The organism is Cytobacillus pseudoceanisediminis (assembly GCF_023516215.1).
In the GTDB taxonomy this organism is placed as follows: Bacteria; Bacillota; Bacilli; order Bacillales; family Cytobacillaceae; genus Cytobacillus; species Cytobacillus pseudoceanisediminis.
The window spans coordinates 2,992,908-3,009,753 of sequence record NZ_CP097349.1; the positions used below are offsets into that span (position 1 = coordinate 2,992,908).

The 16,846-nt window shown below is 40.9% G+C and carries 17 protein-coding genes and 2 pseudogenes; 5 read left to right on the forward strand and 14 right to left on the reverse strand.

Annotation, left to right across the window (positions count from 1 at the left end; translation table 11 throughout):
• Positions 1–99: 99 nt before the first annotated feature.
• From M5V91_RS16075 to M5V91_RS16095, 5 genes are all read right to left on the reverse strand, one after another.
• A complete protein-coding gene (locus M5V91_RS16075) occupies positions 100–1,335 on the reverse strand; it encodes an amidohydrolase (protein ID WP_071155917.1) in 1,236 nt (411 codons plus the stop codon).
• 72 nt (positions 1,336–1,407) lie between these two features.
• A complete protein-coding gene (locus M5V91_RS16080; RefSeq protein ID WP_251174139.1) occupies positions 1,408–2,955 on the reverse strand; it encodes a glutathione ABC transporter substrate-binding protein in 1,548 nt (515 codons plus the stop codon).
• Positions 2,956–3,096: 141 nt separating this feature from the next.
• A complete protein-coding gene (locus M5V91_RS16085; protein WP_251173953.1) occupies positions 3,097–4,569 on the reverse strand; it encodes an amidohydrolase family protein in 1,473 nt (490 codons plus the stop codon).
• The gene (locus M5V91_RS16090; RefSeq protein ID WP_251173954.1) at positions 4,566–6,074 is read right to left on the reverse strand and encodes an amidohydrolase family protein; all 1,509 of its coding nucleotides are present in this window, start codon (positions 6,072–6,074) and stop codon (positions 4,566–4,568) included. Before M5V91_RS16090 ends, M5V91_RS16085 begins: the two co-directional genes overlap by 4 nt.
• A gap of 129 nt (positions 6,075–6,203) precedes the next feature.
• Positions 6,204–6,569 (reverse strand): DUF488 domain-containing protein, encoded by a 366-nt coding sequence (locus M5V91_RS16095; protein ID WP_009335779.1) that lies wholly within the window; start codon positions 6,567–6,569, stop codon positions 6,204–6,206.
• 115 nt (positions 6,570–6,684) lie between these two features.
• On the opposite strand from M5V91_RS16095, the gene M5V91_RS16100 reads away from it, so the two are divergent.
• Positions 6,685–6,909, forward strand: coding sequence for a hypothetical protein (locus tag M5V91_RS16100; RefSeq protein WP_009335778.1), 225 nt, complete (start codon positions 6,685–6,687; stop codon positions 6,907–6,909).
• Positions 6,910–6,946: 37 nt separating this feature from the next.
• On the opposite strand, the pseudogene hemG reads toward M5V91_RS16100, so the two are convergent.
• The 4 genes and pseudogenes from hemG to M5V91_RS30530 form a co-directional block, all read right to left on the reverse strand.
• A pseudogene (gene hemG, locus M5V91_RS16105) lies at positions 6,947–8,331 on the reverse strand (protoporphyrinogen oxidase).
• A 144-nt stretch (positions 8,332–8,475) separates the two neighbouring features.
• Positions 8,476–9,537: a C45 family autoproteolytic acyltransferase/hydrolase gene (locus M5V91_RS16110; protein ID WP_251173956.1), complete on the reverse strand. Its 1,062-nt coding sequence runs from the start codon at positions 9,535–9,537 to the stop codon at positions 8,476–8,478.
• 175 nt (positions 9,538–9,712) lie between these two features.
• A complete protein-coding gene (locus M5V91_RS16115) occupies positions 9,713–9,985 on the reverse strand; it encodes a DUF3658 domain-containing protein (protein WP_369425885.1) in 273 nt (90 codons plus the stop codon).
• A pseudogene (locus tag M5V91_RS30530) lies at positions 9,877–10,727 on the reverse strand (DUF1835 domain-containing protein). Before M5V91_RS30530 ends, M5V91_RS16115 begins: the two are co-directional and overlap by 109 nt.
• Before the next feature lie 144 nt (positions 10,728–10,871).
• Between M5V91_RS30530 and M5V91_RS16130 the strand changes: the two are divergent.
• The 4 genes from M5V91_RS16130 (at position 10,872) to M5V91_RS16145 (ending at position 12,717) form a co-directional block, all read left to right on the forward strand.
• Entirely contained in the window at positions 10,872–11,348 is a 477-nt protein-coding gene (locus tag M5V91_RS16130; RefSeq protein WP_217025737.1) for a glutathione peroxidase, read from the forward strand.
• Positions 11,349–11,375: 27 nt separating this feature from the next.
• A complete protein-coding gene (locus tag M5V91_RS16135) occupies positions 11,376–11,816 on the forward strand; it encodes a MarR family winged helix-turn-helix transcriptional regulator (protein WP_019383463.1) in 441 nt (146 codons plus the stop codon).
• Between the two features lie 87 nt (positions 11,817–11,903).
• On the forward strand, positions 11,904–12,206 hold the full coding sequence (locus tag M5V91_RS16140) for a DUF5634 family protein (protein ID WP_019383462.1): 303 nt from the start codon (positions 11,904–11,906) through the stop codon (positions 12,204–12,206).
• Positions 12,207–12,300: 94 nt separating this feature from the next.
• A complete protein-coding gene (locus M5V91_RS16145; RefSeq protein WP_019383461.1) occupies positions 12,301–12,717 on the forward strand; it encodes a VOC family protein in 417 nt (138 codons plus the stop codon).
• A 41-nt stretch (positions 12,718–12,758) separates the two neighbouring features.
• Here the strand turns inward: M5V91_RS16145 and M5V91_RS16150 are convergent, their stop codons facing one another.
• The 5 genes from M5V91_RS16150 to M5V91_RS16170 form a co-directional block, all read right to left on the reverse strand.
• Complete coding sequence (locus M5V91_RS16150; protein ID WP_009335770.1) at positions 12,759–13,511, reverse strand: AAA family ATPase; 753 nt, start codon at positions 13,509–13,511, stop codon at positions 12,759–12,761.
• A gap of 28 nt (positions 13,512–13,539) precedes the next feature.
• Positions 13,540–14,382: an SPL family radical SAM protein gene (locus tag M5V91_RS16155; RefSeq protein ID WP_374940683.1), complete on the reverse strand. Its 843-nt coding sequence runs from the start codon at positions 14,380–14,382 to the stop codon at positions 13,540–13,542.
• A 154-nt stretch (positions 14,383–14,536) separates the two neighbouring features.
• Complete coding sequence (locus M5V91_RS16160) at positions 14,537–16,003, reverse strand: protein adenylyltransferase SelO (RefSeq protein ID WP_009335768.1); 1,467 nt, start codon at positions 16,001–16,003, stop codon at positions 14,537–14,539.
• A gap of 157 nt (positions 16,004–16,160) precedes the next feature.
• Positions 16,161–16,316, reverse strand: coding sequence for a DUF1540 domain-containing protein (locus M5V91_RS16165; RefSeq protein WP_019383459.1), 156 nt, complete (start codon positions 16,314–16,316; stop codon positions 16,161–16,163).
• Positions 16,317–16,418: 102 nt separating this feature from the next.
• Entirely contained in the window at positions 16,419–16,838 is a 420-nt protein-coding gene (locus tag M5V91_RS16170; protein ID WP_019383458.1) for a YhfM domain-containing protein, read from the reverse strand.
• Positions 16,839–16,846 lie beyond the last annotated feature (8 nt).

The following is a 16,846-nucleotide window of genomic DNA, read 5'->3' on the forward strand; positions in this document are numbered from 1 at the left end:
ATTTCGAGGAACCTCATTAACTGATTTATTAAATTGTATAAAAAAATCGAACTATTTTTTTCGGATTCTTTTACTAATTTTTTAGCTTTCTTTACTTCTTCAATTTCTTTTCTTCCCTGCTTTATCGCAAACTAAATTCCCCTTGTAGAACACTGCATGGCGTTCCGCTCTTCTAGCCATAGCCTCTGCTGAACAGCTTGCATCGACAAGGACCATGCTGGCTTCATCTCCAGGGGTTGGCCAGATCTGGTTTCCCTTCTGATCCAGCGGTGTTCTGCCCCCTGTAATATATCTAAATGCTTGCGAAAGAGACTTTTCATCTGTCCATCTATACCGTTCAATTAAGCGGCCTGCTCTTTCCAGGATATCGCCATTGCCTGTTGGCCACCAGGAATCAAAAATATTATCGTTTCCAACAGCAACCTCTACTCCACACTCACTTAACAGATCAACAGGCGGGATTGCCCGGCCAGTCGGGAGGCTAGTAACGATCGATATACTTGCGTCTTTTAAAATTTCTGCCATTTCAGCGGCTTCTGCCCTTGAAACATCACCCAGGCCGAATGCATGGCTAATCGCTACTCTTCCTTCCCAGCCAGCTTCCTTAGTCAGAAAGGCCAGCCTTTTCATTGTAAAGGTACCAAGGTGACCAGGATCATGTAAATGCAAATCAATATCTGCATTGCCTTCTACAGCTAGATCCATCAATTGAACAAGCGAAGCTTCAATATTGTTGTCAACGGTAGCTGGATCGACCGCACCTACAATTCCTGCACCATTTCTAATAGCTTCTCTAATAAGCTGAGGTGTCCCTGAGCGCAGCAAGCCATGCTGGGCAAAGGCAACAATCTCGGAGCTTGCATAGCTTGAAAATTCCTCCAATGCCTGCTGAACTTCAGCTAAATTCTGTAATTGGACTTCAGGGTATATATCCACATGGGTTCTAATGTGAGTTGATCCATAAGATATGAGTTGCTTAAGTAATGCTGTTGATCGCTGATAGGTACTTGCAGACATAGATAACAATGCATTCTTTTCAATTTCACACCGTTCTATAACACCCGATGCAGGGATGCAGGCCCTCCACTTATCCCCCATATAGGTTTTATCGAGATGGACATGCTTTTCAACAAAGGATGGCAATAGCAGCAGTCCCTTTGCATCTTTTATAGGCAGATCATCAGATGAAGCCTCTAAGTCCTTCGTAATCTTTGCAATGCAGCCGTCCTCTATTAATAAATGAAATCGATCTGTTATAGTACCTGACACTCTATTATTCTCATTTTTGTATCCGCATTCCAAACGCACATTCTTTAGCCAATAGCTATTATTCATTTTCATTCACCTTTCCGGCCCCGGACAAGATAAAAGGGTACCCAGAATGGATATCCCTCTTATCTTAGAGTCTTATTTAATTGAAATGTCATTGATCTCCAAGTATCCAGATGGACTTATAGAGAAGCCTTTTACATCTTTTGAAATAGCAGCCATATTCTCAATTACACGAACCGGAATATAGATAGATTCTTCCATTTCGATTTCCTGAGCTTTTGCATAGAACTCCATCCGCTTATCCGAATCTTTTTCAGCCCGTGCAGCTTCTATTAAGCCGTCCACTTCTTTATTGCTGTAAAAGAAGGTATTTCCGGCAGGGCCGTGTGAACTGCTATGGAAAAGGTTATATTGATTATAATCAGCATCTCCAGTCGCATTTCTCCAGCTTAAAATAAACATCTCGGAATCACCGCGGTTTACTTGTTCGACAAATGTCCCATATTCATATACCTGAATGTCCAGTTTGATTCCTATCCCTTTCAGCTGAGACTGAAGAACTTCCGCCATATTGATCCATTCTTTCTTATCCATTGTTTTCAACGTTGTTCCAAAACCATTTGGGTAGCCTGCTTCGGCCAGAAGCCTTTTTGCCTCATTGAGATTATATTCATATGCTTCTAAGCTTTCATGATATCCAAATACCTTTGGCCCAAGCAGTGAATTGGACTTTTTCCCAACATTCTCAAATACACCTTCCAGGATAGAATCCATTTCAACAGCATGTCCAATAGCTTTGCGGACTCGGGCATCATCGAATGGCTCCTTTTCAACGTTAAACCCAATATATTCTGTACCAAATCCTTCACTGCGGAATATTTCTGCATTTTTGGAGTTTTCCACCGTTTCCATCATTGTGACGGATAAAGGTTCGGCTATGTGAGCTTCGCCTGTTTCAAGCATAGATATCCTTGTTGTTTCTTCAGGGACGATTTTAAAAATGACTTTCTCCAGCTTAGATTGAGTCCCCCAATACTTTTCATTTTTGTTAAAAACAATTTCCTTACCTGGAGTCCAGGATTCAAATACAAATGGACCTGTCCCTACAGGTTCTGCAATAACTTTATTTCCATATTTCTCAAGTGTTTTTGGTGAGATAATGCCGCCTTCATGACTGGCCAATATGGATAGTAAGGGTGAAAAAGGTTCTGATAGTTTAAATTGAACAGTAAATTCATCAACTGCTTTTACTTCTTCAACCATTTTGAATACTACAGCTCTTGGAGATGCAACTTCCGGATCTAATAACCGGTCAAATGTTGCTTTGACTGCATCAGCATTAAATGCAGTCCCATCGTGGAATGTAACATTCTCTCTAAGTTTGAACTCCCAAGTTGTTTCATCTAATTGTTCCCACTTTTCAGCCAGCAGCGGCTTGATTTCGGCATTTTTATCCCGACCAACAAGACCTTCATAAATTTTATTATGTGTAACGCTGGCAGCATTGATCGTCGACATAAAATGATGATCTAAATTTTCTGCGTCAGATAACCGGGCTATAACTAATGTTTCGCCGTTTTCAGATGCTGTTCCCTTGGAGTCCTGATTGCTGTTAACTTGCTTTTTAGTCGAACATCCTGAAATAAGGATCACGATCAGCAGAGCTAAGATCACTAACCCCATTCTTTTTTTCACTTTCAATTACACTCCCCCTTTTTCAGCTCTAAAGCCTTTGTCTAATTATATAAAATATTCTGATTAATCTGTTTCTACTTTCTTTACATGTTTTTAAACTTTTTCTACTACTTATAAAAAACGTCGTTGCTAATCAATAGAATCAACAAACCTAAAAGAAGGCGGCATCAATTCATTCTCAGGAAGCTCCTGATAATCTCTTTTTAAATAACCTTTTTTCATTTTCATAAAATATTCTTGCGCTTTTCCTTTTAATTCCTCTAAATCAAGGTTGGGTATTTTTCGGTCTGTCATGACTACTTTCCCATTGATAATGGATAACTTTACATCTCTTCCAGTTCCGCTTGCAATCACTGTTCTTAAGGGATCATCTAATACTCCCATATGGAATCCGTCTAAATCAATTGCAATAATATCTGCTTTTGCGCCAGCACAAAGACGGCCCAAATCTTCTCTTCCCAGAAACTTTGCAGCACCTAAAGTTGCAGCACGGTAAAGATCTGAGTATGCTGAGTCTTTAACTTCTTTATTTACGATCCGGGAAAGCATGCTCCCTGTTCTGATATTCTGGAACATGTCCGGAGGAAACGTATCTGTACCTAACGCTAAATTAATTCCTGACTGTTTATATTTTGCAAAGGATTCCATTGCCTGTCCGTGCCTTCCAATTATTAATGGGCAATGAATGACAGTTGTGCCCGTTTCCCTCAGCAGTGACAAATCATCTCCACCACCAATTTTTGCCCCACTGTAGCCAGCAATAAAGTGGGCATGAGGAATCGCCGTTCTGGATCCTAAAAATCCAAGATTATATAAATGCCTAATTGGCGTTACGCCATATTTCTCAATCATTGTATGGTATTCAAAATCACCTTGGGCTGCATGCAATTTTATCGGAACTTTATAGTGATCACTATATTGCTTTGTACGGAGAAGACTTTCTTCCGTTTGACTTTCAATCCGCTCAGGGGCAAGCATTCCCCTGACCAAACCATTAAATGAACCATCAAACTCTTCCAAAAAGCGCACAGCTCTTTTTAATCCTTGCCTTCCAGCTTCTTCATCCCAATGAATCTTTATATTGCCATCTGCCTGGACGACCCTTATCCCCGATTGATAGCTTGGACCCAGGTATATACGCAGTCCCAAGTCAGCAGCATGCCTCGCTGCTGAAGCAAGCTCCTCATATGTTTCTGCCCATTTTTTATAATGAACAGAAGTGATTGGCATAGCAGTTGTAATTCCATGAAGGATCAGCTGTGAATAGGCATATAAAGATTTAAAAGCCTCTTCTTCAGCTGTCATAATTTCATGGTGCCCTTGCTTAACATACCTCTCTGACCAAAGCAGATTTTTCTGTCTTGCTGAACTGGCCTCCAAATGCAAGATATCATGATCAATATCGCCTAATGCATTCAAGTCAATGAATCCCGGACTGATTATAGCGCTGCCGGCATCTATAACTTTATCAGCTTGGCCCGAATAACTTTTTCCAACATAAATGATGGTATCATTTTCAAATACAACCTCAGCATTTTCTATCAGGACATGATCTTTTCCATCATATCCAATTACATATTTCCCCTTTAGCCTGGTCTTCATTGATTTTCCCCTTTCTCCCCAATATCAGATTCTTTATCATGATCCATACCATCCCCATAGGTTCGTGTGTGACCCCAAAAATATTTCGTTTGCTTCATGTATTTTTCAAGCCCTGCACGCTTAATTGTTGAGTTAGCTTCTTCATTTGCTTCTGCCAAAACTGATCTTTCATCAACGGAGCAGACTGCTCTGTCTTTCATAAGGACCCTGCCATCTACGATAACATGCCCCACATCAGTTGCATAAGCTTGATGGACGAGCCGGTGAATATGCATAAACTCAGGTGTTAAGTGCGGCTGATGCATATTGACAGTTATAACATCCGCCTTTTTCCCCGCTTCAAGAGAGCCCAATTCATCATCCCATCCAATACATTTTGCAGCATCAATCGTAACCATCTCCAGAAGTTTTCCAGGAGGTAAGCAATATTCATCTCTATGAGCTGCCTGATGTATAAATTGTGTTTTTCTCATGGCTTGAAACATGTCAAAGCTAGTGGATGGTGAAGTGCCATCTGTTGATATAGCAACTGTTGTTCCCAGCTCGATCAATTCTATCATCGGTGTGCGGGCATGAATTTGAGAGAATCCAGGAGAGGCACTGACATTTGTTCCGGTTTCAGCTAATATTTTCGCTTCATCAAAGGATATCCCACGGCAATGCTGAAGATGAACATCAGGACCTAAAAGAGCATTCTCCCAATCTTTTACTGCTAAGTGAATCATGCCTCCAAAAGCATCAGAATGGATTCTTGTATTATATTTTCTGGCAATTCCTCTGACTTTCTTTGCTTGGTATAAATCATGCTCTGTTAAATGATGAAGTTTCGCAGGTGAAGTTGGGCCAGATGGTTCAACTGATGTAACAATTACGAAAGGAGTAATAAATGCTCTTGTCCGATCTTGATTGGCATGGTTTAAAGCTTCAATTACTGCTTCAGCACCATTTAACACTTCCTCGTAGGTGACTTCTTTAGTAATTCTTTGACCGTCTATCCACCTGCTGAATGAATGAGGCCATGGCGGATTGCAGGGACCAGTGCAAACAACCTCCCTGACACCAGTTTCTGCATAGGCTCTTGCATGATTGATGGCAAAAACCGGGTCATCCGACCTTGGCATTGAGCCAAGAACAGATACACCTGTTGTTATGCCCGCCTTCAGGCGCTCAAGTGCAGAAAGCTTTCCTTCAAAATACCAGAATTCGTCTGTTACAAAATGCTTATACGTATTCGTCATAATTGGCATCCAAAAATCCAAGCTTTCCATTGCAATTGTCTTAAACATCGAATGGCCGCCATGTCCATGTACATCTATTAATCCAGGCAGGATACAATGATGGCTGCAATCTATCACTTCTTTTGCCTCATACTTTTCCAATAGTTTCTCACTCATATCCACATCCAGGATCCTGCTTCCATTTATGGCAACAGCTCCATCGGTGATTATCCGCCTGTTTTGATCCATAGTAATGACAGTTCCATGAATCAGGAGTAAATCAATCATTTCCTTCTCCCTCACTTCTTTTAACTTAAAGTATAGGAAAAAAGAAAACACTTAACTTTCAGAATTATTACTTATTTTTAAAGTATTTCTACCTATTTTTTATTTTTTCCTTCCTATAAAGTTAAGCTTCTATTTCACCTTCCTTAATAATTCTTCTAATAATACAATTGCATGATTATTTACTGTATCTTTTGCAGCATATAGTAATGTTAGTTTTTGCTTCTTTGATATCTCGTACAGTTCTTCCATCTTGTGAATCTTGTCTGTCTGTGTGCGCAGTTCAATGAGATACTTTTCCCGAAATATACCGAAAAGTTCAGGTTTATGATTAAAAGATTTTCTAAGCTCGCTGCTTGGTGCAACCTCTTTCTCCCAGGCTGATAAATGTGCATCTTCTTTTTTAATTCCCCTCGGCCACAGCCGATCCACTAATACCCGGTATCCATCAGCCTCTTCATACGGATCGTATACTCTTTTTATAGTAATTTCAGCCATTTCTTCACCACCAGATTATTTTCGCGTTTCTATCTCACTTGTCATTTGCTATAATTTATACAAATACAAATTATACAAAATTTTCTAATTCAATTAAATGTGAGGTGCAAGGAATTTGACAGGTACTATTGCTGTAGTGATGACTTTCTCTATTCCCATCATCGCCATCCTGACTTTTCATACACAAAGACTGGCAAAAATTAAACACAATATGATAAAAGATGAAATCACCCTGGAAAAGCTGAAGCAGGAAAACTTTCTGCTTGAAACAGAAAAAATGAAGCTCGAGCTTGAGCAAATGAAAATTGAAGGTCCTAAGGATCATACAAAAATCATATAAGAAAAAATCCCCATCTTTAGCAGAAGGGGATTTTGGTTTATATACGATCAATAATTTTTCTGGCAGTTTCTGCCCCATTTTCGATGCAATCTGGAATTCCTACACCATAATAGGAGCAGCCTGCAAGCCATATTCCAGGGTATTCCTGGTCCAGCCTGTTTTCAAGTGCAGCTACTGTCTGCGGATGGGATATCAAATAGTTTGGCATTTTTTCAGTCCATTTCGTCACTTCACTGGCAGCGGGAACAGATGTAATGCCAAGGCTTTTTTCAATATCGGCCAAAGCCGTCTGCAGCAAATCTTCATCGTTCATTTCCTTTAGAGATGCAAAGGCCGGATGGCTGCTTTTATAAAATAATCTAACAAGCAGATTACCGCTTTCTGAGGTATGCTCCCATTTACGGCTTGTCCATGTACAGGCATTGCAGGTCAATTCATCCGTATTTGCAGTGATGAAGCCTGTCCCGTCTTCAGGCAGCTCGCTGTCTGGAATATCATAAGCAAGATAGATAGAGATTAAGGAACTGTTCTTCAAAAGTTCGAATTCCGCCTTCAGCTCCTCATGATCGAACAGCGCTGCAGCGGCATTATGCGGAATGCTCAGCACCACATGATCGGCCTCCAGGGTTTCGCCATTCGAGAAATCGACTATATATTTACGATCACTTTTCTCTATTTTAACTGCCTTCGTGTTTTTAAATATTTCTGATTCATCCAATTTCTCCTCATAAGCATCTATTAATCCATCCAGACCTTTTTTAAAGGAGAGGAACTTCTTTCCCCTCCGCTCTGGAACACCTTTTTATTTTCTTCAAAACCTTTAATGATGCTGCCGTATTTTTCTTTATAATCAAACACCTGCGGAAGAGTCGAAGCAATGGTTAAGTCACTGAGATTTCCGGAATATACACCTGAAAGAACAGGCGCAATTTGCTTTTCCACCAGTTCTTTTCCGAAAAAATGCTCCAGGAAATCGCCGATGGAATCGTTTTTTGTAAATCTATCATTTTTCGTATAAAAATCTTTCAGGGCTTCAACCTTTCCTTCTGCTGAAACAAGAGCAGATTTGGCAAGAGATTCAACACTGGCCGGTATCCCAAACACAGAATCTGCCGGTATCAGCTTCAGCTCACCATCACTGTATATATAAGACCGCCCCGCAGCATTGTAGACAACGTCTTCCTCCAGCCCCAGCTCCTGGATAAAGTTCATCGCATTCGCTTTACGGGCAACAATCGAATCAGCTCCCGCTTCTATTACAAATCCGCCTTCCCTGACAGTGCGGATTTTCCCGCCAAGCTGTTCTGCTGATTCTGCCAGTACAAGCCTTATATCCTGATCATTTTCTTTTTTCCACTTATTCAGTTCATACATAGCGGACAATCCTGTTACACCGCCGCCTATGACCAATACTGTTTTCACTCGTATGCACCTCAGTTTACATCCAATTCATATATAAAGTGTACCATAACATGAAGTGATGAAAGAATGTGATGGTTTGTACAAATGATGAATTTATTTTTTCAAAAAAGGAAAAAACGGAGAACACATCTCTCCGTTTCATTATTACCTGAACCAATTCGCCTGTTCATCCATATGCAAAAAAGGAATGTCCGTATCAACTTCACCAGTGATTCTATTCATTTCAATATCCTGTCCATCGAGCCAATGCCCAAAATCAAAAATACTCGGCTCTCTGTCGCCGCCGAGCGCAAACCAGGCCTTCATCTCCCCCGGCAAATAGGCGGATGTATGAATCGTCCCGGCCCAGCTTCCATAAAGATCCGAGAAAACGCCTTTATCGCTATCATTCAAGAGGCGGAAAGCATCATGTGCATCTAATCGCTCACCCTGATGGCTTTTCATGACATCCAGCCTGCGCAGGCTGTCAGCTAGATGGTTGCGATTTTCATCCTTCATGATTTCAAAATGGTTTGTGCAGGCAGTTGTCTGACGGACCTGTACACCTCTCGGAGATGTTTCCACTGCATAAGTCTCTCCGCTTGTATCATGCACCACATATGTAAAGGAATGACGGTGCGGTATTTCCTTTAGCATCTCAACCGCTTCTTCCACATTTGCACATGCCTCCAAAATCAGGCGGCCGATCATACAGCAGATAAAGCCATCAGCAGGCTTTTTCCGATTCATAAAATTATATCCAATCGCAAGTCCTTTTTCGTTCATGCCATCCATCCGCCCGGTCACCCTCTGGCTGGGGCCAATCATCGCATATCCCTGATCTGTTGGCTGATAAAAAGTATAGCGCCCCTCATAGGTTTTCGGATGGTAATCATAATTGCGGATCAGGTAATCAGCCCCTGTAAGGATGGAACAGCCCGAGCGGACATAATCGAGGCGATAGCCGCCAAACTCCTGCATAACCCGCTCCATCGGCCATTGCAATGCTTCCCGTATCCCAAGCAGTTCATCCCAAATACCAGGGGCAAACCTTGTAATCGCTTTTTTCACTTCTGCTTCATTTATTGAAAATCGCGGCTTTCTTACCTTCCATTGATCCTCCCGATTTTTCACAGAAAGAGAATCCTTTATAAGTTCTCCCTGCATGAAACCAAAATCAAAGTGGGTTCCACGGAATTGAATTATATCACTGTAAATCTTTTTCAAGATAAATCCCTCTTCTATTCGTTTCTTTTATTAAGAATAAATGAAGCCTGCATGAAATTCCAGCAGATGGCTTTTAGATATTAATTCACTTCAAGTACCGGACTGCTGCTAGACCGAAATAATACTAACACACGGTGGACAGGGATAATTGATTACGGTGAAAAACCGGATTCATCTAAAATTCTTTCAGTTTAATGCTATAATACCTCATACTTTTCGGAATTCCTTTTATGGCTAATATTCCGTTATAAATTAAGGATCTTACTCTATACTCTGCAAAGCCATCACCAATTGGCTCATCCAGATGCCCAATCACTTCACCAATTAATCTGGCTGATTTTATAAAACCTTTGTTGCTTTTATGCAGCTTTTTGGCTGACTCGATGATAGATTCATCAAAATAACTCTCTGGTACACTATGTATTTCATTATCTTCCCATATACGCAATACTTCCCTTGTTTTGGAGAGGGACTGCCAATCAGATACAAACCTACTTTTTCTTCTGCAGATAAAGGGCTTCCTAAGTGTTTTTCCAGCATCATCTTCAGCTTCTCAGGAGCTGCTTCGCCTGAGTGCCTTAAAATGGATTGATGCTTTTTCGCAGGGAAAAGCTCCTTATATGACTGAGCAGTATTAATAACATGCACATTATTTTCTTTGTTTCTTAATAAGTGAAGGAAATACCGTAAACCAGTTTGTTCATCTGCATTGTCAGCTGTCCAGATAACGATCGGTTTTCCCGCTGGAATAGAATCTATCTCTTCAAGTGCTTTAGCTACTTTTCTTTCATATCTCATTTCCAGGTAATCTTCATGCATATTAATGTGATCCATCAGCCATTCTAATCGCTTTTTCTGCCCTCTTCTTCATGCAGCTTCCAGAGAGGTCCGTTACTAAAAAAATCAGGATAGCCAATGACCTTATTTTCTTTACTAAGCCCAACCTTTAAAGCGCCTGCCGGTGATTCTCCGCACACAATATGGTATGTTTCATATTCCCGCTCCAATTTTCTTTCTTGAGAATAAAAGAGTATCCTTTTTTGAATATCATTTAGCAGTTCGAGTATCTCTTCCTGGGAATCAACACTGTTATTCAATAAGTGAACCCGAAGCAATATGTGGAATAAATAGCTCTTCGCTCCCCTCTCCGGGAGTTTCTCAATCGCTTCCCGTAATTCGTCCATCATCATGATCACCCTTTGTAAATGAAATTGAAACCTACCTTTTCTACGAATAAACTTAATGGTAGTTTCATAAAAAGCTGATTTGTTTACAAAAGGAGTTTAGATCGCTTAAGATTAAATCGTACACGATTAAAAGTAGGAGGTATCCTAATGACAACGGTTTATGATTTTGAAGTCAAAAAAACAACTGGTGAATTGAAATCTTTGAAAGAATATGAAGGCAAGCCTCTGATTATTGTAAACACAGCCAGCAAATGCGGATTAACACCCCAATTCAAAGGACTGCAGGAGCTTTATGAAAAGTATAAAGACAGCGGCGTTGAAATTCTTGGGTTTCCTTGTGATCAGTTCAATAACCAGGAATTCGATAATATTGAGGAAACAACTGAGTTCTGCCAGCTTAATTATGGTGTATCCTTTCCGATCTTCGCTAAAATTGATGTAAATGGTGACAATACGGATCCATTATTTGCTTATCTAAAAGAACAGAAAAAGGGAATTCTGTCTAAAAACATTAAGTGGAACTTTACTAAATTTCTTGTGGACCGGAATGGCCAGGTTGTAGAACGGTATGCACCTACAACTGAACCAGGAAAAATCGAGGATGATTTGACGAAATTATTGTAATGCTAGAGATTAGAATCAGGTGATTATGTGAAAGACTTTTTTACACTGGACAAACAGCTATGCTTTGCTGTTTATGAAACAGCAGGCGAATTTACAAAACTGTATACAAGTGCCCTTCAGCCATTTGGCTTAACCTATCCCCAATATCTGGTACTTCTGGCACTTTGGGAAAAGGATGGCGTGACAGCAAAGGAGCTTGGAGAAAGACTAAATCTTGGCACGGGGACACTCACACCTATGATCTCCAGAATGATTTCTAATGGCTGGCTTCGAAAAGAGCGTTCCAAAGCTGATGAACGCAAGGTGTATATCTTCCTCGAGGAAAAAGCACGCAAAGAAAAAGAGGTTATCACCCAAAATGTCGGAGAGGCCATTCAGGCTTGCAGCATTCAGCTGGAAGAATATGAAGAGCTTATGGAGCTTCTCGGAAAACTTAAATTTAAGTTAAGGAGCAGAGTACTTCGCTGATGCGGAGTACTCTTTTCACAGTTCCGTGTTTAATCCCTGCAAAAAAAGCCATATTAAGGGATAGATAATCGGAAGGGAGCATACGTCATGGAGTTTTTACCAAGAGAGCAAATTATCAGTGCATTGCAGGAGCCATTTCAGTCATATTTAGACAAATATGAAATCGATGATATTGGTATTTTCGAGGAAGAAGGCCAGGATCATCATTGCTATATAGGATACACGGTGAAAAAGGCAGGGAAAACTTATCACGTACATAGTCCATTCATTAAAGATGGTAATGGCGGATTAACTCCTGCAGAAAATGAGTGGACAATTGAATCGGATGAACCAGATAGCATTGACCGAAGAGGCTTCAATAATGTAGATCAAGCACTTCAGGAATTATAAAAATTGTCCTGATTTTCACTTTTTGACTTTTGAGCTATATTAAATTTAGAATATTTTGTCTATAATGGAATTGTATTAGGAAGGAGTGAAAGGGATGGCTGTTAATGCCTATCTTAATTTCGAGGGAAATACACGTGAAGCAATTGAATTTTATGTAAAGGCTTTTGAACTGGAAATGCCTGAGATTTCAACTTTTGGTGAATCACCGCAAAATCCTGAATATCCTCTTCCAGAGGAAGCAAAGAATTTGGTCATGCATTCAAGCCTTAACATATGCGGCAGTAATGTTATGTTTTCAGATACTTTTCCCGGTATGCCATTTACAGTAGGAAATAACATTAATCTCGCAGTTGTCATTAATGACCTGGATAAGCTGAGAAAGTATTTTAACAATCTGCAGGCAGGCGGCACAGTAACAATGGAGCTGCAGGAAACTTTCTGGAGCAAGAGCTTTGGCCAGTTAACAGATAAATTTGGTGTAAACTGGATGTTCAGCCACGAAAGTGAATAAGATACATAGACAAAAATGGAGGCATGAGGCCTCCATTTTTATTATTCATCCAGCAAATGATGAAGCATCCTTTTCTTATCATCAAAGAATTGTTTCATGATGCGGTAATGATTCGTTTCCTCCAGCTTCTTTTCTGAAATGCCTTCCTCGCTGAATTCATATATCGCTGCCTCCGGATAGGCCATAATGATCGGAGAATGTGTAGCGATAATAAATTGTGAGTGTTCCCTGACCAAATCATGAATTCTTGTCAGCATGGACATTTGCCGCAAAGGAGAAAGTGCTGCCTCCGGCTCGTCCAGGATGTAAATCCCATTGCCGCGAAACCGGTGAAGAAACGTAGAGAAAAACGCTTCTCCATGAGATTGCTCATGTAAAGAACGGCCTCCAAAGGAGTCGATTACTTTTGGTGCGCCACCTTCCCGATCCATTTCCTCAATATTAGAAGCGACATTATAGAAACTCTCTGCCCTTAGAAAAAAACCATCAGACGGCCTATCTATGCCTTTTATCACCTTGAGATAATCTCCCAGCACAGAATGCGAATCGAAGGTTGAAAAGTTAAAATTGAAAGATCCGCCTTCTGCATTAAATCCTAGTGCAACCGCTACTGCCTCGAGCAGTGTCGACTTTCCCATTCCATTCTCTCCAATCAGAAAGGTTACTTTCGGGTGGAAAGGCACCTCATCCATGGTTTTCAAGCTGGGAAGGTTGAAGGGATACTGATTGAAGGAAGGAATTTCTTCTCTTTTAAGGCTAATACCTCTTACATAATGTGAACTTAATAGATCCATAAAAATACCTCATATATTTTATAGTCAGCTATTTGCCATCAGGGCTGAAGCCAGCCTTGGATACACCTAATTGAATGGGTGCATCTTGAAATTCCCGGTCCAGCATTTTAAGAACCACTTTATATGCAGATGGACTATACCATTTCTCCAAACCAAGCTCATCAAAGATCTTGCGGATTCCAAGTCTCTCAGTCCTGCGTCCGCCGCTTCCATCCCCCATCCAAAAATCGTCAATTGTAACTCGATTTGCAATAGACTTAAGTTTTGCAGGAAATTCTCTTGAACAAGGCAGTAACGGGGCTATTGTTGCTTGAGTTATAATTCCTGCATCTTTTATGTCTTTTAGTGCAGCCATTCTTGCCGGGATGGGAGGGGCCGCTGGTGCAAATGCCTTTCTGACTTCTTCTTTGTCTGTCTCGATTGTCATGGAGATTCTGATACTATCTCCGAATTGCTGAAATAAATCAATATCCCGCTTCACCATAGGAGAACGGGTTTGTACATGTAAAAAGTCAGGCTGATTTTTAAGCATAACTTCCAATAAACTTCTTGTCAGTTTTGAGGCATATTCAATCGGCTGGTAAGGGTCTGTGGAAGAGGACATAAATAAAGCAACTTTTCCCCTCTTTTTAGCTTTAACCAATTCTTTCTCCAAAAGTTCGGCCGCATTTGATTTTATATCAATCCACGCACCCCATTCCTCTTCACGAAAAATGGAAACAGGAAGCTCCCTAACGTAGCAATATTTGCAGCCAAAGGCACAGCCCGCATAGGGGTTCAATGAATGAGTAAAGTTGTCAATTGCACCTTTGGCAGGTGTTAAGATACTTTTTGATATGATTTCTTCAAGATGTATATTCAGGATAATCACCAAATCGAATGTATGTTCTGTCTTAAAAATAACACCGTGATTTCCTGAAGTCAACAATAAAGCACTAACTGCTTAAATAAAAAATGCCTGCCCCACTAATGGGGCCAGGCTTTGCAAAATTACAGCCAACGCTCTAATTGTTCATTTCTCTATATTAAGTTCCGCAAAATGTTCGATATGGCATGCCGGATGGCTCTGGCAGCTTGCAGTATTCTTCCTGTTCTATTGTATAGGCATAAGGATCCTTCAGTGCTGCAAGAAGCTTTTTCATCACGCTGTAATCCCCTTTGGTAACAGCTGCTTCAAGAGCTTCTTCAACTCTGTGATTCCGGGGGATGACGGATGGGTTGCTCTTCCTCATTAATTCATTCACTGCTTCTTTCGATTCCTTTTGCCTGTTCAGCCTTTCCTGCCATTGTCCATGCCAGTTTGCAAATTCTTGATCATCAAATATCGAAGTTTCCTCAGGCTTGTCTAATGTTAATAAACGGAAGGTGTTTGTATAATCTGCTCCAGACTTCTGCATCATCTTTAGAAGGCTGGTAAATAGGGCTTCATCTTGTGCTTCTTCATTAAAAAATCCGAGTTTTGCCCTCATCCCTGCAAGCCAATGGTTTTGATAAATTTTATTGTATTCCGAAATTGCATCCTGGGCTATATTTACAGCATCTTCCTCATTTTCATGCAGCAGGGGCAAGAGGGTTTCAGCAAACCTTGCCAGATTCCATCCGCCTATATAAGGCTGATTTCCATAGGCATACCGGCCTTCTCTGTCAATGGAACTAAATACGGTTGCCAAGTCATACTTATCCATAAAGGCGCACGGACCATAATCGATGGTTTCTCCGCTAATTGTCATATTGTCGGTGTTCATGACTCCATGGATAAAACCTGTTAGCTGCCATTTCGCAATGAGTGCAGCCTGACGTTTGATCACTTTCTGCAAGAGTGTCTTGTAAGGATTTTCATCGCCTTTAATTTCTGGGTAGTGGCGCTGAATCGTGTAATCTGCCAGTGTTTTAAGCTCATCAGCCGGCCTCCAATTTGCCGCATATTGAAAAGTGCCCACCCGTATATGGCTATCAGCCACTCTTGTCAGTACAGCACCTGGAAGCTCAGTTTCCCGGATAATCGCTTCACCTGTTGTTACAACTGCCAGACTGCGGGTAGTGGGAATTCCCAGAGCATACATGGCTTCGCTGATAATGAATTCTCGGAGCATCGGGCCTAGAGCCGCCCGCCCATCTCCCCCGCGTGAAAACGGAGTTCTGCCGGAGCCCTTCAGCTGAATGTCCACCCGTTTATCCTCAGGAGTTATCTGCTCGCCGATCAGCATGGCCCGGCCATCTCCAAGCATATTAAAGTGTCCAAACTGATGCCCTGCATAAGCCTGAGCAAGAGGTTCAGCGTCTTTTGGAACTCGAGAGCCAGAAAGTACCTCAATGCCAGTTTCGCTTGTCAATGCATCAATGTTTAGTCCCAAAAATTTCGCCAGTGGCTCGTTAAGGATCACCAGCTCAGGTGATTGTACAGGATTTGGCTTTACTTTTGAAAAGAATGTCTGCGGCAGCCGTGAATAGCTATTATCAAAATTCCATCCGGTTTCATTAATAGTCGTCATTCTATCTCCTTCCTGTCTGCATGGATTTAGTGTCATTTTCATTTATTATACCCTTTCCGGAGAAACATAGCGGTCTTAATAATCTTCTCTTTTTGTATGTAAAAAAACCTGACGGCCGGGATCGTTAAAATTCTCCAGCAGTCAGGCCTACTCAATCTTATTCACGATGCTCAAACGTTTTACAGGCTGTTTCCTCTACATCATCAGCTTCTCGGCCATTTTGGCCAATCACATAAATAGAGTCGGCAACGCACTTATCACCTTCAGCCCAATACTTGCAGTTCTCAACATTACATAAAACTTCTACTTCCATTCTTGGCCACCTCCTTTTGGATTACTGATCAATACCCCTTTTCCAAGTGAATTAACCATATGGAATTTAATTCCACACACAGGTGAAATGGCTGGGCTGCTGTTATTTGGAGAGAATTAGGCTTCTTAGTTTTATCGTCATTTCTGGAGAAGTTAGGTAAACAGATTCATCTGTAATATACATGAAGGCGCTTTTTTCATTGTCTTCTCCAAGCCACAAATGAATGCCGTGAGAAGGAAGTTCTCCTTTATATTCTACTGCTATATCATACTCAGGTTTACTAATATCTGCATTCCCTGACTGTTTTACAGCAGATGTTATTGCCTTTTCAAATACAGCGATCGATTTTCTATCCTTGAAAGAAATAAAACTTTCTTCATTAATTCCGCCTAGACCCTCCGATTTTGAAACTTTGATTTCTCTGACTTCCTCATCCAGCAGAACCATTGTTTCAGCTGATTGACAGCCTGCTATCATTGCAAAAGAAAATACCATGAATGTGCATAATAAAAAAGCTTTCATCCTCATCC